The organism is Magnetospirillum sp. ME-1, assembly GCF_002105535.1.
GTDB lineage: Bacteria > Pseudomonadota > Alphaproteobacteria > Rhodospirillales > Magnetospirillaceae > Phaeospirillum.
The window spans coordinates 1,791,822-1,811,494 of the sequence record NZ_CP015848.1; the positions used below are offsets into that span (position 1 = coordinate 1,791,822).

Annotated in this window: 18 protein-coding genes and 1 pseudogene; 12 read left to right on the top strand and 7 right to left on the bottom strand. The window is 64.3% G+C overall.

All coding sequences use genetic code 11. The annotated features are described in order from the left end of the window. Nucleotides 1-12: 12 nt before the first annotated feature. Complete coding sequence (locus WV31_RS08410) at nucleotides 13-696, bottom strand: phosphoadenylyl-sulfate reductase (RefSeq protein ID WP_085373130.1); 684 nt, start codon at nucleotides 694-696, stop codon at nucleotides 13-15. After that, a complete protein-coding gene (locus WV31_RS08415) occupies nucleotides 696-2,777 on the bottom strand; it encodes a nitrite/sulfite reductase (RefSeq protein ID WP_085373131.1) in 2,082 nt (693 codons plus the stop codon). The genes WV31_RS08410 and WV31_RS08415 overlap by 1 nt, the downstream gene beginning before the upstream one ends. Before the next feature lie 152 nt (nucleotides 2,778-2,929). Here WV31_RS08415 and WV31_RS08420 point away from each other — a divergent pair, with 152 nt between their 5' ends. The 5 genes and pseudogenes from WV31_RS08420 to WV31_RS22815 form a co-directional block, all read left to right on the top strand. Then, a complete protein-coding gene (locus WV31_RS08420) occupies nucleotides 2,930-3,364 on the top strand; it encodes a rhodanese-like domain-containing protein (RefSeq protein WP_085373132.1) in 435 nt (144 codons plus the stop codon). 139 nt (nucleotides 3,365-3,503) lie between these two features. Continuing rightward, nucleotides 3,504-5,102: a L,D-transpeptidase family protein gene (locus tag WV31_RS08425; protein WP_168185881.1), complete on the top strand. Its 1,599-nt coding sequence runs from the start codon at nucleotides 3,504-3,506 to the stop codon at nucleotides 5,100-5,102. Nucleotides 5,103-5,230: 128 nt separating this feature from the next. Then, nucleotides 5,231-5,779, top strand: coding sequence for a DUF882 domain-containing protein (locus tag WV31_RS08430; protein WP_085373133.1), 549 nt, complete (start codon nucleotides 5,231-5,233; stop codon nucleotides 5,777-5,779). A 354-nt stretch (nucleotides 5,780-6,133) separates the two neighbouring features. After that, a complete protein-coding gene (locus tag WV31_RS08435) occupies nucleotides 6,134-6,715 on the top strand; it encodes a TnsA endonuclease N-terminal domain-containing protein (RefSeq protein WP_068434362.1) in 582 nt (193 codons plus the stop codon). Nucleotides 6,716-7,803: 1,088 nt separating this feature from the next. Next, nucleotides 7,804-8,307 (top strand): annotated as a pseudogene (locus tag WV31_RS22815) (Mu transposase C-terminal domain-containing protein); the annotation flags it as partial. 168 nt (nucleotides 8,308-8,475) lie between these two features. Here the strand turns inward: WV31_RS22815 and WV31_RS22820 are convergent. Further along, entirely contained in the window at nucleotides 8,476-8,844 is a 369-nt protein-coding gene (locus WV31_RS22820; protein WP_442915555.1) for a RipA family octameric membrane protein, read from the bottom strand. Continuing rightward, nucleotides 8,844-9,254, bottom strand: coding sequence for a TIR domain-containing protein (locus WV31_RS08445; protein ID WP_068434352.1), 411 nt, complete (start codon nucleotides 9,252-9,254; stop codon nucleotides 8,844-8,846). The genes WV31_RS22820 and WV31_RS08445 overlap by 1 nt, the downstream gene beginning before the upstream one ends. Before the next feature lie 297 nt (nucleotides 9,255-9,551). Between WV31_RS08445 and WV31_RS08450 the strand changes: the two genes are divergently transcribed. Together WV31_RS08450 and WV31_RS08455 are read left to right on the top strand one after the other, a co-directional pair. Beyond that, nucleotides 9,552-10,193, top strand: a complete 642-nt coding sequence (locus WV31_RS08450; protein ID WP_145980781.1) for a hypothetical protein — start codon at nucleotides 9,552-9,554, stop codon at nucleotides 10,191-10,193. A 277-nt stretch (nucleotides 10,194-10,470) separates the two neighbouring features. Beyond that, entirely contained in the window at nucleotides 10,471-11,100 is a 630-nt protein-coding gene (locus tag WV31_RS08455) for a hypothetical protein (RefSeq protein WP_237051550.1), read from the top strand. 79 nt (nucleotides 11,101-11,179) lie between these two features. Here the strand turns inward: WV31_RS08455 and WV31_RS08460 are convergent, their stop codons facing one another. After that, a complete protein-coding gene (locus tag WV31_RS08460; RefSeq protein ID WP_085373136.1) occupies nucleotides 11,180-11,872 on the bottom strand; it encodes a LolA family protein in 693 nt (230 codons plus the stop codon). Between the two features lie 129 nt (nucleotides 11,873-12,001). Between WV31_RS08460 and WV31_RS08465 the strand changes: the two genes are divergently transcribed. Continuing rightward, nucleotides 12,002-14,083, top strand: coding sequence for an ATP-binding protein (locus WV31_RS08465; RefSeq protein ID WP_145980782.1), 2,082 nt, complete (start codon nucleotides 12,002-12,004; stop codon nucleotides 14,081-14,083). A 119-nt stretch (nucleotides 14,084-14,202) separates the two neighbouring features. Further along, nucleotides 14,203-14,871 (top strand): response regulator transcription factor, encoded by a 669-nt coding sequence (locus tag WV31_RS08470; protein WP_085373138.1) that lies wholly within the window; start codon nucleotides 14,203-14,205, stop codon nucleotides 14,869-14,871. Nucleotides 14,872-15,159: 288 nt separating this feature from the next. Here the strand turns inward: WV31_RS08470 and WV31_RS08475 are convergent, their stop codons facing one another. Continuing rightward, complete coding sequence (locus WV31_RS08475) at nucleotides 15,160-15,900, bottom strand: GGDEF domain-containing protein (protein WP_085373139.1); 741 nt, start codon at nucleotides 15,898-15,900, stop codon at nucleotides 15,160-15,162. Between the two features lie 148 nt (nucleotides 15,901-16,048). On the opposite strand from WV31_RS08475, the gene purE reads away from it, so the two are divergent. The 3 genes from purE to WV31_RS08490 all read left to right on the top strand — a co-directional run bounded on the left by purE (nucleotide 16,049) and on the right by WV31_RS08490 (nucleotide 18,398). Further along, entirely contained in the window at nucleotides 16,049-16,570 is a 522-nt protein-coding gene (purE, locus tag WV31_RS08480) for a 5-(carboxyamino)imidazole ribonucleotide mutase (protein WP_085373140.1), read from the top strand. Continuing rightward, nucleotides 16,567-17,679: a 5-(carboxyamino)imidazole ribonucleotide synthase gene (locus WV31_RS08485; protein ID WP_085373141.1), complete on the top strand. Its 1,113-nt coding sequence runs from the start codon at nucleotides 16,567-16,569 to the stop codon at nucleotides 17,677-17,679. The genes purE and WV31_RS08485 overlap by 4 nt, the downstream gene beginning before the upstream one ends. A gap of 107 nt (nucleotides 17,680-17,786) precedes the next feature. Continuing rightward, nucleotides 17,787-18,398 (top strand): DedA family protein, encoded by a 612-nt coding sequence (locus WV31_RS08490; protein ID WP_085373142.1) that lies wholly within the window; start codon nucleotides 17,787-17,789, stop codon nucleotides 18,396-18,398. Here the strand turns inward: WV31_RS08490 and WV31_RS08495 are convergent. Next, entirely contained in the window at nucleotides 18,392-19,198 is an 807-nt protein-coding gene (locus WV31_RS08495) for a transglycosylase SLT domain-containing protein (RefSeq protein WP_168185882.1), read from the bottom strand. The genes WV31_RS08490 and WV31_RS08495 overlap by 7 nt on opposite strands. Between the last annotated feature and the right edge of the window lie 475 nt (nucleotides 19,199-19,673).

Genomic DNA, 19,673 nt, shown 5'->3' on the forward strand with positions numbered 1-19,673 from the left:
GCTCGCCGGGCCCTAACGGCCCAGGGATTTTGTATGAATGCCGCATTCGCTCTTGTTCTTGCCGGCCCAGCGGCCCTCGCGGGGCGACTGGCCGGGCTCCACCGGACGGGTGCAGGGCCAGCAGCCGATGGAGCGGTAGTTTTGTGCCACCAGCGGGTGGCGCGGCAGATCGTGGGCGACGAAATAGGCCTCGATGGCCTCGGCGCTCCAGGTGGCCAGCGGGCTGACCTTCAGCACGCCGCCGCCGTCCGACAGGGTGGCGAGGTTTTCCCGCTCGGCGCCGTGGGCGCGCTTGCGGCCGTCCACCAGGGCGTCGTAGCCGGAAACGGCGCGGGCCAGGGGCCGCACCTTGCGCAGCTCGCAGCAGCGGTCCTCGTCGGTCCGCCACAGATCGGCCGCGTCCTTCAGTTCCTCGTCGCTGGGACGCACCACCACCACATTGGTGAGGCCCAGGCGGCGCTCCAACTGAGTGCGGTACTCGATGGTCTCGTCGAACAGCTCGTCGGTGTCGAGGAAGATCACCGGGGTGGCCGGATCGACTTGGGCGACCAGATCGAGCAGCACCGCCGATTCCGCCCCGAAGGACGAGGTCACGGCGACGCGCCCGGCCAGTTCGCCCTTGATCAGGGCGGCAAGCAGATCCTTGCCGTCCAGATGGCCGTACCGGGCGATCAGATGGTCGACGTCAAGCGGCATCAGGCCACCACCGCCAGGATCGAGGCCAGGTCGCCCACCTCGGCCACCACCGGCGCCTTGGGCTTGGTGACCAGCACGCCGACCGTGTCGATGAAGTAGGCCACCGCCTCGCGATAGGTGTCGGCCTCGCCGGTGACCAGGGCCGAGGTGCGCTCGGCCAGTACCGATTCGAAGGCGTTGACCGCTTCGATGGAGGCCGCCGGCGACGAGCGGAACAGGGCGAACACCCCTTCCGCGTCCTGGTCGTCCTCGGTGGTCACGCCATGGCTGGCCAGCAGCAGGCGAAGGGCGTAGACGGTGGCTTCCTCGCCGGCCTTCAGCGCCTCGGGCCAGCGGCCGGTGCCCAAGAAGCGGTCCAGGTTGATCAGGCCGTCATCGGCCAGATCGGTGTAATAGGTGGTGCTGACCTGGGGTGCGGCGCACTCGCCCTTGGCCTTGGGCGGACCGACGAACACGTCGGCATCGCCCCAATCGGTGAACAGGTCGTCGCCCTGGCCCGCCGCCAGCGGCGCCAGGATGGCGTTGATGCCGTCCTTGCCCAGCCGCTCGGCCCAGGCCCGCACATCCTCGCCCTTGGCGCGGGCGGCCCTGATCTCGGGACGCAGCAGGGCCACCGCCTTGTTGGCGAGGCGGGCCGGAACGATGGGGCCTTCCAGACCCACCTGGCCGGCATAGGCGTCGCCGCCGAAATGCAGCTGGTAGTGGGGGGCGGGCTTGCCGTCGATCTTCTTGCCCATGCCGTGCAGGCCGATATCGGCGACGTGGTGCAGGCCGCAGGAATTCTGGCAGCCCGACACATGCACCGAAACGCCCTTGGCATCGGCCTTGCCGCGCGCTTCCTTCTCCACCTGGATGCCGAAGCTCTGGGAATTGGTGATGCCGATGCGGCAGGTGGTGGTGCCGGGGCACGACACCACATCGGGCACGTCCTCGGCCGCCTCGGGGATGTCGAAGCCCAGCGCGCGGACCCGGGCGGTCACCTCGGCGACCTTGTCCTTGGCCACGTCGATGAAGGCCAGCTTCTGGTCGCGGGTGGTGGACAGACGGGTCACGCCGGCCGAAACGGCGATGTCGTAAAGGGCATCCAGCTGGTCCGAATCGACGATGCCCAGCGGAATGTAGACCACCAGCGCCACCTTGCCGTCATGGCCGGGCACCACGCCGACGGGGGTGCGGGCCACCGGAGCCTCGACCGGCTTGCGCCAGGACAGCGGCTGCCAGGGGCGCTGCGGCAGGTTCTTCAGGCGCTCGAACTCTTCCTGGAAGAGGGCGGTGAACTTCTCGGCCCCGAAGCGCTTCAGCACGAACTTCAGCCGCGCCATGGCGCGGTCGCGGCGGTTGGAATAGCGCTGGTGCAGGCGGGCGGTGGCCTCGATGACCGTGGGCAGATCCTCTTCGGCGACGAAGGACAGCACTTCCACCGCCATGATCGGCTGGCCGCCCAGGCCGCCGCCGGCCAGGATCTTGAAGCCCTTCTTGCCCCCCTGCTCCACCGCCACGAAGCCCAGGTCGTGAATGGGCGAGGCGCCGCAATCGGTGGCGCAGCCCGACACGGTGAACTTCATCTTGCGCGGCATGTGCTGGACCAGGGGATGGCGCAGCCAGGTGCGCGCCAGCTGGTCGGCCACCTTGCCGGCGTCCACCAGCTCGCGGCCGCAGGCGCCGGCCAGGGCGCACGATGTCATATTGCGCAGGGTGTTGCCGCAGGCCTCGCGCGTAGTGATGCCGCCGGCGTTGAGCACGTCCAGCATGTCGGCGGTGCGCTCCAGCGGCACGTAATACAGCTGGAAATCCTGGCGGGTGGTGATGTGGGCCGGACCCTTGGCGAATTCGCGGTTGACGGTGGCCAGGGTCTTCAGCCAGGGCGTCGGCACCACGCCGCCGGGGATCTTGATGCGGACCATCTGGACGCCGGCCTGCTTCTGGCCATAGACGCCGTGGCGCAGGCGAAAGGCGGTGAAGCGCTCCGCATCCCATTCGCCGCTCTGGTGGCGCTGAAGTCCCTGCCGGTATTCCGCCAGATCCGACGAGCGAACCAGGGGCTCGATGGCGGAGAGGTCGGCGTGGGTGGCGTCCTTCATAACTGGCCCTCTTGCGTTTTTACACCAATAAAAGTGTATGTCTTCGATAAACTACGGTGTAGCCCACATTTCACACCTTGGTCAACATTTTTCTGTGTACATTAGCTCTATTATGCAGTAGATTTTATGTAGTTTTGCTTCTGGAGCCAGCCATGACCAATCCCGACACCCTCGGCTATGCCGGGGAAATCTCCCCCAAGGACGCCTGGGAACGCCTTGCTTCCGACCCTGCGGCCAAGATCATCGACGTCCGCACCCAGGCGGAATGGTCCTTCGTCGGTGTTCCCGATCTGTCGCCGGTAGGCAAGCAGGTGTTGCTGGTCTCGTGGCAGGTCTTCCCCACCATGGCCCGCAACGACGCCTTCGCCGCCCAGGTCGAGGCCCATGGGGTGAAGAAGGACGATACCCTGCTGCTGCTGTGCCGCTCGGGCGTGCGGTCGCGCGCGGCGGCCGAATTGCTGACCCAGTTGGGCTACACCGCCGCCTGGAACATCACCGACGGCTTCGAAGGTCCCCATGATCAGGCCAAGCATCGCGGCCTGACGGCGGGCTGGAAGGCCTCGGGCCTGCCCTGGGCCCAGGGCTGACGAGTTGTGACAAATCCGGGCAACGCCGCTGTTGCCCGTTGACACCCGGACGGATTGGATCGATATCGAGTCATGTGGGAGGGCTTTCGACCCTCCCCCAACGATGTAGTTCGCCCGCAATCCGGGCTAGAGGTCATAAGTGCTGTCGTCGCGCCCGCTGCTTTTCTCCTTGACCATGGGTCTGGCCGTCCTCGGCTGGGAGCCGGGCGCGCAAGCCCAATCCTCGGCCGAAACCCTGCGCCGCATCGAAGCGGCCATCGCCTCGGCCCCGCTGGCCGAGCCCGCCGCCGAGGCCAAGGCGCTGCGCGACTTCTATCGCGCACGGCAGGGCCAGCCCGCCTGGAATGCCGCCACCGCCCAGGCCCTGCTGGCCGAGGCGCGCGCCCTGGCCGCCGCCCAGGGCCTCGATCCCGCCACCTATGCCGTGCCCAATCCGCCGGGCGATCAGGACGGCGACGTGCTGGTCAGCGCCACGCTGCTGCGCTTCGGCCGCGACCTGGCCATCGGTGGAGTTCTGCCCGCCCGCAACGTGGGCGGCTTCGGCGCCGAGACGCGGGGCGAGTTCGACGGCGCCCGCTTCCTCAAGGCGCTGGCTGACGGCAAGCCCCTGGCCGAACAGGCCGAAGCCATCTCGCCCCATTATGTCGGCTATATCCGCCTGCGCGACGGGCTGGAGAAGGCCCGCGCCATGGCCGCCGCCGGTGGCTGGCCCACCCTGCCGCCGGGCGACAAGCTGGTCCCCGGCGAGACCGACGACCGCATCCCGGTGCTGCGCCGCCGCCTGATCGCCTCGGGCGATCTGGGCGAAGGCTTCGCCGAGGGCAAGACCTATGACGGCCCGCTGGTCGAGGCGGTCAAGCGTTTCCAGACCCGCCATGGCCTCGACCCCGACGGCACCGTCGGCGGCAAGACCCTGGCCCATCTCAACGTGCCCGCCGACGCCCGCGCCCGGCAGATCGCCGCCAATCTGGAACGCTGGCGCTGGATGCCCCGCTCGTTCGGGCGCCACCACATCGCCGTCAACATCGCGGCCCAGCAGATGGAAGTGGTGGATGACGGCAACATCGTCATGTCCATGCGGGTGGTGGTCGGCGACGTCAAGCACCCCACCCCCAGCATGAACACCACCGTCAGTTCGGTGGTGCTCAACCCCGCCTGGCGGGTGCCCAGCTCCATCGCCAACAAGGAAATCCTGCCCAAGCTGCGCAAGGATCCCAATTACCTGGCCACCAGCAATCTCCAGATCGTCGACCTTCCCGAGGACAGCACCGGCACGGCCGGCGACGGCATCGACTGGAACGCCATCGGCAAGAAGTTTCCCTATCGCCTGCGCCAGCCGCCCGGCCCCGACAACGCGCTGGGCCAGTTGAAGTTCAACCTGACCGATTCCGACGACATCTACATGCACGACACCAACAACCGGAAGGTCTTCGGCCGCTCGTACCGGGCCCTGTCCCATGGCTGCGTGCGTCTGGAACGCCCGGTGGACCTGGGCGAGTTGCTGCTGGGCTCGCGCTGGCAGGGCAAGCTGTCGGAAAATCTCGCCGCCAACAAATCCACCCGCACCCTGATGCTGGAACGGACCACGCCGGTCTACATGATGTATTGGACCGCCTGGGCCGACGAAAGCGGCAACCTGCACTTCCGCGACGACATCTACGGCCACGACCGCCGCCTGATGACCGCGCTGGACCGCGCCCATGCCCCGGCGCCGCGTCGCACCGCCGGCGCGTCCTGACCGTCTCCATACGAATCAGAGCCTACCCGGGTGGGGACGAAGGGGTAGTTGACTCCTGCCCGCCCGGAAATGGTAATAAGGTCCCCACCCGAGGGGGAGAGCCTCGGGAAAAAGAGGACGGAGGGGGAATGTTCGATAAGGCGAAGAGCCGACGTGGCTTCCTTGGGCTCGGTCTGAGCGCGGCGGCCACCCTGGTGGTCAGCAACCCGGTCGAGGCCGCCGTCCGCCGCATGCCCGAACGCCACATCCACCTCTACAACACCCATACCGGCGAAAGCCTGAAATCGGTGTACTGGGCCGAAGGCCACTACCAGACCAAGTCCATCGCCCAGATCAGCCGCTTCCTGCGCGATCACCGCAACAACCAGGTCCACCCCATCGATCCCAAGCTGCTGGACATGATGAATTCGGTCCAGCGCAAGGTGGGGGCCAAGGGTCCGATCCACATCATCTGCGGCTATCGCTCGCCCGCCACCAACGCCATCATGGCCTCGCTCAGCGACGGCGTCGCCACCCAGTCCCTGCACACCCAGGGCAAGGCCGTGGATATCCGCCTGCCCGGCCACGCCACCAAGCATGTGGGCCGCGCCGCCCTGTCGCTGAAGGCCGGCGGTGTCGGCATCTATCCCGCCTCGGATTTCGTCCACATCGATACCGGCCGCGTGCGGACCTGGTAGGGTTCGCCCCTACTTCCCCTTGTAGGCTGCACCATAAGCTGAAACCATTGTAGCCATAAGGTGTTACTAGCGCCTTCCCGCCCCCTATTTCCCCCTCCCATCCCAGTTCCAGTAACACCTTATGCTTCAAAATGGCCGCTTTGGGGCCCGGAATCCGGTGCAGAATCCGCTTTTTGAACCATAAGCTGTTACTAGCCGACACGCCCTAAGGCTGTTATCGTCGACCGCAGTGAAACCTGTTGTCGAAACACCATGCTGCGAAAGCCGTTTGTTCCTGGGCGCCCTGTCCGCAATGTGGTGACACGTTGCAGTGTGCGGGTAACTGGTCGCTTTGCGAGCCGGAAAATGGGGTGGATGATCCCCTGGGAAAGCCAGATCGAGCGGGATTTCATCCTGCTGGCTGAGGTCGATCCTACCGTCATCGCCATCCATGCTCAGCCTTTCCAGGTCGAATACGGCTTCGCTGGCGGGCTCCATCACTACACGCCAGACTTTCTGCTGGAGACCATCGATGGCACCGAGGTACACGAGGTGAAACCCGATGAGGACCTAGCCGATGAGGAGTTGCAGAAGCGGCTTCGCAAAGTCGGAGCGGTCATTGAGCAGATGGGACACAATTTCCTCATCGACGCCGAGAGCTTCATCCGGACTGAGCCCCGTCTGTCCAATGCCGCAGTGATCAACCGAGCAGCCAAGTTCGAATTGCCAGCACCAGCGCTGCCGAACATTCGGGAGATTCTGGAAAGCGTCCATACCATCAGCATTGGCGACTTAGCCGCCGGCCGAGTCGGCCGGCCGATCCCGGAGGCGACGGTCTTCGGCTTGGTCGGCCAGGGAAAGCTGCTCGCCGATCTCAACGAGCCGTTGGGCCCATCCACCATGGTCTACGTCTCAAACAATCCACCCGGCATCGTTACCGTAAAGGCACGCCAATGACCGCCATACGCCTGGCTCGTGGCGACACCCTGTTTCTGCAGGACCATCAGTACCGTGTGCTGGAGCGGCTGGCTGACGGTGCCATTCTGCTCGAGGCCATCGCCACCGGCGAGAAGCGGACGACGACTGACAACCAGTTGGCCGAAGCCCTGGTTGAGGGCGAGCTCCGTATCATTCCGACCGTTCCCAGCAAGGCATCACTGGAAGCCCTCCAGGAGGATTTCCATTCGCATCCCGATGATCTGAAGGAAGCGGCGCGGCGCCGGCGCCGCTATCTCGATGGCCTATTGAAGATGGGCATCGTCAAACTCAGCCACGGCCCCACTGAGGAGGCCATTCGGCGGCTGGCCGAGCAGTTCAACGATCCTAACCCACCAAGCTACCTGACCATTTGCCGCTGGAGGCGTCGTGCCGGTGAGAAGGCGGACCTCCGCCTACTCGTCGATAGAACCAAGGCCAAAGGGAACCGGTCGGACCGTCTTGGCAGCGACGTCCGAGCCATCATTGATGAATTACTTGCCGAACAGTATATGACGCCAGAGCGCCGGACGGTTGGCGAGATCCACTACCACCTGCGGGGAAGAATCAATCGCGAGAATCGGCTGCGCTCAGATACGGACCAGATGGCCTGCCCCTCGGTCAGGACCCTTTACAATCTGGTCAAAGACCTCGACCTGCGCGATGTCACTGAAGCCCGGCAAGGAAAGCGGGCGGCCAAGCTCGCCTTCGACGCCGTGCAGCCGCAGGCCAATGCGACGCACCCGTTGGCCGTGGTCGAAATGGACCACACCCACGTCGACCTCTTCTGCGTTGACGACGACACCTATCTGCCGCTGGGACGCCCCTACTTCACCGTCTGCGTTGATAAGTTCTCGCGCATGGTGACCGGCTTCTACCTCGGTTTTGAGCCGCCCTCGGTGCATTCGGTGATGCAGGCATTGCGCAACGCGATGCGGCCTAAGAGCTGGCTGAACGAGAAGTTCCCCGAGATCGAGAACGAGTGGCCGTGCCACGGCGTGCCGGACATGCTGTCGCTCGACCGCGGTATGGAATTCCTCGGCACCGACCTCGAGGATTTTTGTGCCTGCATGCACATCGATATCCGTCATTCTCCGGCCAAGCAGCCCTGGTACAAGGGCTCGGTCGAGCGGTTCTTCAAGACGCTCAACAAGACCTTCCTGCAACAGCAGCCAGGCACCACCTTCTCTAACATCCTCGAGCGAGACGACTACGACCCGGTCAAGAACGCGATCATCCCGTTCAGCACCCTGCAGGCGATCGTCCACAAGTGGGTCGTTGACGTTTTCAGCCGCAACAAGCACCGCGGGATCAACGACATCCCGGTGAACGCCTGGCTGCGCGGCTGTCAGGCATCACCGGTCCGCCAGGTCAGCCACATCTCGGAGCTCGACGCTCTGCTGGGGCGGGTGGATACCCGCAAGCTCCGGCGCACAGGAATCGAATTCGAGCACCTTCACTACGTCAGCGACGAGATCGTCGGCTGGCTGCAGGACCCGGCCTTCCACGAGGCAGCGCCGGACAAGATGGTCAAGATTAAATACGATCCATCCGACCTGGCGACCATCCGGGTGCGCGACCCACGGATCAACCGGTACGTTGTCATGCCAGTGGCTAAGGCAGAGACCAACTACGCCACGCATCTCACCATGTGGCAGCACAAGACGATCAGCACCTACGTCCGCAAGGTGCTCAATTCTGAGATCGATCTCGATGCCCTGGCACGGGCCCGGGAGGACATCTCAGCGATGGTGGCCGAGGCCAGCCTCCATCTCATGGATCACCTTGAACTTGGCCTCGTTGAGATCCCTGTAATAGGCCAACGATCTGTGCCAGAGGACCCCAATGAAGAGGGCCGCCATGGCCAACACCAATTGCAGCGGCTTTGCCTTGTCCGAGAGTTTATCCGGAACCAACGCGAAGGCCGTGGCCGCCGCGGAGAGCACCAGCATGTACATATTGCTGGCCTGCATCCTGCGGGCGCTGACCCGATCCGCCATCTCGACATAGAGCTTGTACTGGTCGAGTAGGTGAACCTCGAATTTGTCCTCGGGATACCCTTCACGCTTGGCTTGCAGCGCAGATATCGGCTTGTCGGCGATCTCGGACATCAGATCGAATGCCTACGCACGGCATCGACTATGCTGGCGGTATTCCATCCAACGATTTCGCGGGCGGCCTGAGTAACAGCCTGTGGCATCATCTGGGATCCCCAGGGTCGAATGCCCACGATCGGCTTGTTATAGGATCTGGCTATGTCGATCTCCTTCTGGATCCAATCCCGGTAGGAGACATACATGCCGCCGATAATCAGCACGCAGTTGACCGGGCGAATCTGGCGATCGAGTTCACTCGTCAGCTTGGCCGCACTCCCACCCGTCAACGGATCGGTCTTTGGGACCGAATAGTTGCGCCAGGCAAAAAACGGTGCTGCGTTCAGGAAATCGACGAGCTTGGCGTACACCTCGGTGTAAGTCCAAGCATGCGAAATGAACAGATCGTATGTCTTCAGCGCGGGCATTGGACCCACTCCCCAACCACCAATTGGCGCAATATATCTTCACGTGCCGATGAACGCAAGATGTTGTCATGTGGCGACGCGATAACGCTAGATGGAGTATCAAGCGCCTCTGGCTAAATTCCCCTCCCAATGAGCGCAGGGAGACAGACTTAGGAATCCGGGGGCGTCAAGACTGATTTTCAGATGATTCAGCGATCACTGAATATTGACTTATTAGTGCCATGTTTATAATAGATTTATTGATCTCAGATTGAGATGATCCGGGCATCAAATTTCCACGGATCAAGGAGATCAATCATGAGCACCGCCCCTGTCGTTGATTTTGCTGTTCGCCCCTTGCCCAGCAAGCGGCACCTTCGCAACGCCACCAAGCTGCTGCTGGAGGTCCATGCCTTGAGCAAGGTCTCCCGTCAGGAGCTTTGCGATCACCTGGGCATTCAACCCACCAATCTTTCGAACTGGAACAGCTTCGTCGAATGCAAGATTGATGGCGGGGCTCCGTCGGTGGAAACAGCCCGGCGGCTGCTTGACTTCTGCGCCCCGTATCTGCTGGCTAAGAATTCGGTTTTGCTGACCGATGTCCTGAAGGACGCCATCCTCATTTCCATGATCCTTGATCGGGACGATACGCCGACCGAACAGATCCTGCGGGGATTGACCTATAACGTCGACCGCGAGTTGAACAAGTTTCGGAAGTTGATCGTTCGCCATTCAGCCAAGTTGCCGAACCGTCTGAAGAAGCGGTATGGCCCCGTGGGGTTCCAGGAACACTTCACCGACCGTAAGAACGTCCATGTCGGGAATTGGGCGGAGTATTACAAGCCGGACGACATCGAGCGGCAAATGATCATCGAGTCGTATGGCTACAAGTTCCTGCGCATCAATCGGTTCAACCTCGGGGCGGACCCCGCACAGACCCTGTCACGTCGCCTATCTTAAGAGCGAATGGGGGCCGATCAGCGACTATTGGCCTTGCGTATCGTTCTCCAAGAAATCCGTTGCCACTCGCCTGAGTGCCTTCCGACCGGGCATCGACATCCTGATCTACGTTGGCACCACGAGCCCCAGCTCGACCGAAGACCCACTCCACCGCAGCCGGATCATATCGGCGGTAGTCATCCAGCCCGGCCAAGTTTTGGCTACGAAAGAGATCATCCCAGAGGCTTCGTGGCAGGAGTCAGTCCGCCATTGGGGAGAAAATCGATGGGGACATGCGATGGCTGTCACCCGGGCGGCAGTCATGGCCGGACCGCCCTTTCCTGAGGCGCGGGAAGTCATCCCCACGGCATATTCCCAGATTGGCTGGATTGAAAATCGAGGGAACCTAGTCGAGGCCGTCGGCAGCGAGCGCGAAGCGGTAATGGGCCTCGATATTGAGGAAATTCAGTTGAACCTGCGCCCAGGTGTGCGCACCTACCTCGAAATGCATTCCGCTATTGCCCCTACGGCTGACAAGGCCCTCAAAGCCGAAATCACCAGAATGGCACTGCTCATTCAGCAACGGGTAGAGCGCAGCGGTGAAGAGGGTGTCAAGATCAACCCACTGCGGAGCGCTCCGAACATCAGCGATCTCATGCCCCTGCTGACCCGTAAATGGCATAGCCAACGGGGGCTCTGCCCGTTGTGCCAGGGGCACATCCCTGTGGGAACCAAGAACCGGATGCTTCAGCCATCAGCCGACCGCATCGACAGTGCAAATGGTGCCTACGACGACGCCAACGTCCAGATCACGCATCTCTCCTGCAATTTGGCCAAGAATAAATATGGCATCGATGAATTTGCAGAATGGCTGGACGTGATCCGCAGTCAGGATGATGACGAAGACGAACCGTCCAATTTTTGCTGATTCTGTCGGCCAGTATCGCCTTGTGCTTCAAATAGTTTCATCTTATGATTCAATCACAGGCATGAACATCGCTGAAATCCTAGGGACACGGTTTCAGCTTATGGTTCACCGGACACCCCTTGCGTCCCTCGAGCAGCGGCTTGAGTCTTTCCACCGCCTGGACCACCTTGTCCGGCGGCACCTGGCGCAGGTCGAAGCCGAACCAGCCCTTGGGCACTTCGAACACCTGACGGTCCACCGCGCCGACCCGCAGGTCGGACAGGGTCATTTCCACCGGGGAATCATCGCCGTCGGCGTTGCTCAGCACGCCGGCCGCCTTGACCACGATGCCCTCACGGCTGGTCCAGATGTCGCCGGTGAAGCCGCCCTTGGGTCCCTCGGCCCGGGTTTTCCAGCGGGTGGCCTTGAGGCCGGCGACGGTTTCCTCGCGTACCCGGGTCCGGCTGGCGGTCCAGGATTCCAGCCCCCCCACCATGCCGGCGGCGGCCCGCAGCGACAGTCCCACATGCCATTTCCCCGACAGGTTCAGCAAGGTGGCGGAATCGGCCTTGCGATCGATCAGGATGCCCTGGCCGCCGCCGGTGGTGGCCACCTCGCGCCGCTCCAGCCCCGGCATGTGCCAGACCCGGCCGTGATAGGTGCCCCGCGACGATGTGACCGAGAAGGCGGCGGTATAGGATTCCGGCGCGTCCAGAAGGTCGAGAGCGGATTCGGCGGCCAGGGCGGCTCCGCCCCAGGCGAACGTCAGCAGAAAGGCGATGAAATGGCGCACGTGAATCCTCGCTGGTGGCCGGCGGCGCAGCAAAGCACGAGCCGCCCTCGCGCTCAAGAGGCAGCACAATCCGGTTGCGCCGCCCCTCCGGCACCGTATCATCGTCGGGGGAACAGGGAGAGGGCGGTAATGTCCCAGGGCAGCGACACGAATACCGGTCGGCGCAGGATGGATCAGGCGGCCAATCTGCTGGTCCGGGCCACCGAGGCCCTGCTGCAGGCCTCGGACGAGCTGGAACTGCTGGACCAGATCTGCCTGATCGGCGCCGAGGCCGGTCACCGCCTCACCTGGATCGGCTATGCCGGACAGCCGCCGGACCGCAAGGTGACGGTCATGGCCCGCGCCGGTTATGCGGTCGATTACCTGAACGATCTCACGGTCAGCTGGAACGACGATCAGTTCGGCCAGGGCCCCACCGGCATCGCCATCCGCACCGGTCAGCCCTATGTGGTCGCCGACACCCGCACCGACCCGATCTTCGCGCCCTGGAGCGCCAAGGCCGAGCTCTTCGGCTTCCGCTCCAGTGTCGCCCTGCCGGTGGGTGAAGGCGACAGCCGCATCGGCGCCCTGATGTTCTATGCCGCCCAGCCCGGCATGTTCGACACCCAGGTGGTCAGCATGCTGATGGGAGTGGCGCGCAATCTGTCCCACGGCATCGCCACGCTGCGCATGCGGTCGCGGCACCAGCAGATCGCCAGGGAACTGGCCGAAAGCGAGCAGCGCTACCGTTCCCTGGTGGAACTGGCCCCCGACGCCATCGTCGTCCACGGCCACGGCTCGATCCTGTTCGCCAACCAGGCGGCCATCCATGCCTTCGGCGCCAGTTCCTGGGCGCCGCTCACCGGGCGGCCGGTGCTCGACCTGGTTCACCCCGACAGCCGGGGCGACGCGCTGGAACGCCTCGACTCGCCGCCGCCGGGCCATATCCTCAATCATTATCGCCTGTTGCGGCTGGACGGCACCCCCTTCGAGGCCGAGGTCCTGGCCTGCTCCATCTCGTTTCGGGGCCTGCCGGCCCGCCTGCTGGTGGTCCGCGACATCAGCGAGCGCACACGGGTGCAGGAGACCCTGCTGCAGACCGCCAAGCTGGCCACATTGGGCGAGATGGCCGCCGGTCTGGTCCACGAGCTGTCCCAGCCGCTCAACATCATCCGCCTCACCGCCGAGGGCGCCCTGATGCTGATCGAGCGGAACAAGGCCAGCCAGGACTTCCAGACCCAGCAATTCACCATGATCGCTGAGCAATGCGAACGCACCGCCGAGATCATCGACGACATCCGCATCTTCTCGCGCCGCGACACCACCCCCATCCAGGTCTTCGATGCCGCCCTGGCGGTGCGCTCGGCCATCGAGGTGCTGGAAGGCCAGTTCCGGCCCGACGGCATCTGCGTCCGCCATGCCCTGCCCGCCGCCCCGCTGCCGGTGCGGGGGCGGCGCATCCAGTTGGAGCAGGTGATGATGAACCTGCTCAACAACGCCCATCACGCGCTGCGCGATTCCAAGGACGCGATGCCGGCCGACTGGAACGGCGAGATTTCCGTCCGCGCCGACCGGCGGGACGATCACGTGGAAATTATCATCGCCGACAATGGCCCCGGCATTTCCGAATCCATGAAGGCCCATCTGTTCGAACCGTTCTTCACCACCAAGGACGCGGGGCGCGGCACCGGCCTCGGCCTGTCGGTCAGCCATGGGCTGATCACCGCCATGAAGGGGGAGCTGGCCCTGCAGGACAGCCCGGTGGGGGCCCGCTTCGCCATTTCCTTGCCGTTGGATCTGGACGCCGCCGGCCCGATCCCCCTGCCCTCGCTCTCGCCCTCTCCCGTGCAGGCCGGGTCCGGTGACGCCCACATCCTGGTGGTGGACGACGAGGCCACCGCCGCCCAGACCCTGGCCAGATACCTTCGGGAACTGGGCTACCGGGTCAGCGTCGCCGGAACCGGCATCGAAGCCTGGAAGCTGTTCTCCGATGACCCCGCCGATGTGGTCATCACCGATCTGCGCATGCCGGCCGGCAATGGCGAGCAGCTGGTGGAGAGGCTGCGCGACTACGACCCATTGCTGCCCATCGTCATCGTCACCGGCCACCTGGGCGCCACGGAACGGGTTGCCGCCAATCTGGAGGACGACCGCTGCGCCGTCCTGAAGAAGCCGGTGGCGCTGGGACAATTGGGCGAACTGGTGACTATTTTCCTCCAGCCGCCGACCTAGTAATTTTTTCAGGGGCGCCTTGCTACTCCATTGTTTGTTCCAAAAAGCTTGTTTATACTTTCGAGTAGGTTGGGGCCCCTCTGGGGCGGGGGTATCTGTTTTATTTGGGAGCGGGACTCATGCAAATCCTGGTGGCTGACGACCACAAGCTGGTCCGCGATGGCTTGAGGCCATTCCTGCAGGAACTCGATCCGAGCGTGGAAATTCTGGACGCCGCCACCCTGGGCGAGGCCATCAAGGTTATCGAGGACAAGCCCGGAATCGGGCTGGTGCTGCTCGACCTGATGATGCCGGGAATGGACGGCCTCTCCGGCCTGCAGCAGATCAAGGCCCGGGTGCCCGATACCCCGGTGGTGATCGTTTCCGGCTATTCCACCCGCGACCACGTGGTGTCCGCCGTACAGGCCGGGGCCGCCGGCTTCATCCCCAAGACGGTCAGCGGCACCGCCATGGTCAACGCGCTGCGCCTGGTGCTGTCGGGAGAAAAGTACCTGCCGTCCAGCACCTTCTTCGAGGACCCCAGCAACCAGTCCATCACCCCGGTGGCCGCCAGGCCGGCCGGCGCCCCTCCGCCCTTCGACCGCCTGTCCCGGCGCGAGGGCGAGATCCTCGCCCAGCTGGTCGAGGGTCGCACCAACAAGGAAATCGCCATCGCGCTGTCGTTGCAGGAAATCACCATCAAGGTCCACCTGCGCAACGTCTACCGCAAGATCGGCGCCGCCAACCGCGCCCAGGCGGTCCGCATCGCCCTGCAATCGGGCTGGGTGATGCCGGAAGTCATCAACTGAGGCGGATTTAACAGGCTGCGAAAAACGCGTTCCCCCTCCCTTTTTATCGTCACCCCCGCGCAGGCGGGGGTCCATGCCGGGATGAGAACGAAGCTCTGCCGCACGATATTGAGCGGTGGGTGCATGGATTCCCGCTTTCGAGGGAATGACGGGAGTTTTTCTGCCCCCTGTTAAACGGCTCGGATAAGGCATCCTACTCTCTCTGAACACGGATGAATGATTTCCGTGTTCATCCGCGAGCGGTGCGTAGCGCCGCATCCGCGCCCTCCGTGTCTTCTGACTCAGAAATCACCCCGGCAGGCCGCGCCTTGCCCGGTCGGCGGCGGCGACGGCGGATTCGGCGTTCTCGCCCGGCTGCAGCACATGGTAGCCGGAAAACAACGCGAAGCTGTGAACGTCGCCCTGCCAGTAGAAGGGCTGCAGGTTGATGCGCTCCATGATGTCGCGCACCTTGTCGCGGGCGGCGGCCAGTTCGGTCCCCGACAGCAGCAGCGCGAAATCGCTGCCCCCCATCAGCCCCACCGGGTCCGAGGTGCGCAGCGATCCCACCAGATGGGCGGTGACGTGGCGCAACGCCCCGTCGCCGGCGGCCAGCCCCTGGGCCTGACGCAAATGCTCGATTCCCGCCACGTGCAGCAGCACCAGGGTGCCCGAGCCGTGCCCGATGCTGAGCAGCGCCTCCAGTTCCCGGATGAAGCCGCGGCGGTTGAGCGCCGGGACCACCGGATCACGCTCGGCCAGCCCCTCCAGGAACGCCTGGCGGCGGCGGGATTGCGACTCCATCCAGCGCAGCCGGTCGGCCTCGCCCAGCAGGCCGGTCACCGCCTTCAGCACCGCCGGCGTGATGGCGGCGTCGGGCAGCCCCAGGATCGAGGCCACATCGGCGATACTGTGCTGGATATGGGGAGGTTCGTTGGGCGGATAGGGCGAATGGGGATGATGGCCCGGCGGATGCGAATCCCTGTCGAGGGCGTATTCGTTGACATGCCCGACGGAATAGACCGGATCGCTGCGAAACTGGTTGGCCATGCTTCCCCCCACGGGAAGTACGATTTCAAGGCATGGTAGCACAGGGGCAACAAGCCTGTCCGAATTTTCAGCATTCCGTTCTTGCGTCCGGGGCGCGTCTGCATATAATTCCGCCCTTTCTCTTCCCGAGGCAGGGCAGGAACACAGCATGGGCAAAGCAGCCCCCCCCCAGGTCGGCATCATCATGGGCAGCCAGTCGGACTGGGAGACCATGCGCCACGCCGCCCAGGTGCTTTCCGACCTCGGCATCGCCTTCGAGACCCGGGTGGTTTCGGCCCACCGCACGCCCAAGCGTCTCTACGACTACGCCACTTCGGCCAAGGGCCGCGGGCTGAAGGTGATCATCGCCGGCGCCGGCGGCGCCGCCCACCTGCCCGGCATGGCCGCCGCCATGACCACGCTGCCGGTGTTCGGCGTGCCGGTGGAGAGCAAGGCGCTGAAGGGCATGGACTCGCTGCTCTCCATCGTCCAGATGCCCGGCGGCATTCCGGTGGGCACCCTGGCCATCGGAAAGGCGGGCGCCACCAATGCCGCCCTGCTGGCCGGAGCGGTGATCGCCCTGATGAATCCCGAGGTCGACTCCGCCCTGGAGGCCTGGCGCGCCCGCCAGACCGATTCCGTGGCCGAGGCCCCGGTTGACCCCGAATCCTCCGACCTGATCCGCCCGTGAGCAACGATCCCCAGTCGTCGCCGCTGCCGCCCGGCAGCACCATCGGCATCATCGGCGGCGGCCAGTTGGGCCGCATGGCCGCCCTGGCGGCGGCGCGCCTGGGCTATCGCGTCCATATCTTCACCCCGGAGACCGGCTCCCCCGCCGCCCAGGTGAGCGACGCCGCCACCATCGCCCGCTACGACGACCAGGACGCCATCGAGCGCTTCGTGCGCTCGGTGGACGTGGTGACCTTCGAATTCGAGAACATTCCGGCGGAAAGCGTGCGGCACATGGCCCTGCACGTGCCGGTGCGTCCGTGCTGGAGCGTGCTGGAAACCGCCCAGGACCGCATCAACGAGAAGCGCTTCTTCAACTCCATCGGCATCGAGACCGCGCCTTGGGCTGCGGTGGGCAGCCTGGACGAGCTGCGCCGGGCCATCGACGAGATCGGGCGGCCCGCCGTGCTGAAGACCGCCCGGCTGGGCTATGACGGCAAGGGCCAGGTCAAAATCGGCCCCGACACCGACCTGGCGGAAGCCTGGGCGGCACTGGGCAAGGGCCTGGACCAGGCCGGCCAGGGCGTGCTGGAGGGCTTCATCGACTTCCTGGGCGAGATCTCGGTGATCGTGGCGCGAGGGCAGGACGGTGAATGGGCGGCCTTCGATCCGGTGTGGAACGTCCACCGTGACCACATCCTCGACACCACCACCGTTCCCGCTCCCATCGCGCCGTCGCTGATCGGTCAGGCCATGGACATCGCGCACCGCGCCGCCGAGGCGCTGGGCGTGGTCGGCCTGCTGGCGGTGGAGATGTTCGTCACGCCCAACGGCCTGCTGGCCAACGAGATGGCGCCCAGGCCCCACAATTCCGGCCACTGGACCATGGACGCCTGCGTCACCGACCAGTTCGAGCAGTTCGTCCGCGCCGTCTGCGGCCTGCCGCTCGGCTCGCCCGAACGGCATTCCGACGCCGAGATGAAGAACCTGATCGGCGACGACGTCGACCAGTGGCTGGACATCCTGAAGGACCCCACGGCGCGCCTGCACCTCTACGGCAAGGCCGAGGCCCGGCCCGGCCGCAAGATGGGCCACGTCAACCGGATCGCGCCCCGCTCCGACCGTTCCTGACGGCCAAGCGATGACGATTTCGTAACCAAGCGATTTCGACGTTGACCCCCGCCCTATATTGCCGGATTTTTACTGCCGGTTATTACCCCTAGAACTATGGGATTGCCTTGGAAGAGCTGGTTGTCCACGTCCTGACCGAATACGGATACCTGCTCTATCCGCTCATCACCGCCTGGACCTTCGTCGAGGGCGAGACGGTGGTGATCGTCACCGGCGTGCTGGCCTCGGAAGGCCGCTTCCGCATCAATGTGGAACTGCTGGCCCTGGCGGCCCTGACCGGCAGCTTTTTCGGCGACCAGCTCTACTACTACATCGGCCGCAAGTACGGCGCGCCGCTGCTCAAGCGCTGGCCCAGCCTGACGGGCCGCATCGACTGGGCCTTCGAGACCGTCAACCGCAGCCCGGCCATCTTCATCCTGTCGTTCCGCTGGATCTACGGCGTGCGCAACGTGGCGCCCTTCATCGTCGGCATCGCCGGAGTGCCGCGCGTCAAGTATCTGGTGCTGAACTTCATCGCAGCCGCCATCTGGGCCCATTCCTTCGCCTGGGGCGGCTATCTCATGGGCCGCAAGCTCGAGGAATGGCTGGGCGACAGCAAGTGGTTCGTGCTGGGCGGCTTCATCCTCTTCATGATCGCCTTCGGGGTATTCGGCGCCCTGCGTGGCCGCTCCCAATCCACCGCAAAGCCGGCCCCGGAGCCGTCCGACTCCGCTCAGTAACGGGTGGCGGTGTTCAGCGAATTGCGCGCTTCCTGGAAACGGACCCGGCGCAGCTGGTATTCGGCCACCCGGGCCTTGCGGTAGGCGTCGGCGATGCGGCCGGCCTCGTCGCGCGCCGCCTGGGCGCTTTCCCGCCACGCCTTGCGCATCTCCTCCACCTGGGCGTTGCCCGGCACCTGACGCAGCGGCGGAGCCGATGGCACCGGCTTGACCCGGGCCGAAGCCACCTGGGTGCCGCCGGCGGTGTTGGGCGGAGCGTTCCACACCTTCATCAGCCGCTCGCGGTAGGCGGCGGCCAGATGGGGAGTCTGGGAATGGTAATAGGATGCCGCCGTCGGCCAGTGGTTGGTGGCTCCGAACAGCCCTTTGAGGAAGCGGGCGGCATAGGCCACGTTGGCCGCCGGGTCGAAGGCTTCGTCCAGATTGGCGAAGGCGTTGGGATGGTGGCGCAGGTTGACCTGCATGCAGCCCACGTCGATGTTCTGCACGCCCCGGGCCTTGAGGCGCTTCACCTCGGCGATGGCTTCGGCCTTGCTGGGCAAATATCGCCCCTGCCCCTCGGCCATCACCGTCCATGGCCAGGCAATAACTGCCTTGTGCTGGGAATCGTAGCGGCCCGATTCGACGATGGAAATGGAGTGCAGCAACGCGGTGGGAATGCCGTAAAGGCGCTCCTGAACGGCGGCCTCGGCGGCGCACAAACCCTCGTTCGCCACCGTGGGAACGGCGTGGGCGGGAAACGCCGCGACGGCCAGCGCCGCGCCCAATCCCACCATCCATGCCATTCGCCGAACCGTCATCACGCGCTCCACGAGCCCAAGAATTGTCGGCATTCTTGCACACCTCGTGCCAGGACTTCCACGATTCCCACCGCAAAGTGGTCATACCTGTGTTGCGGCCACCAAAGGGGGAATTTAGGGGATTCGGCAGTTTTCCGCCGTTTTTTGCCTTGCCTCGCCCAGGCCCCATCGATATATATTGCAGTGCAGCAAAGGACAGTCCTCGGACCCCTTTTCTGCTTTCTTGGACGTTTCCTCCCTAAACTCAAGCCGCTGGGGCGACCCAGCGGCTTTTTTTCTGTGTTTTCAATGAATTGCGTCATACATTAGGCATCCATTATTTATATTGAAATGTGAATAGAAAATGTGACCAGTCGTTGCGAATCCCAAGCGCTCTCGACGCGCGCATTATTTCAGCCCTCAAGCAGCGCAGCTCGCCACAACGGCCATTAAACGGCATTTTTTAAAAGGCCTTACACCACCTCAGGTTATATAT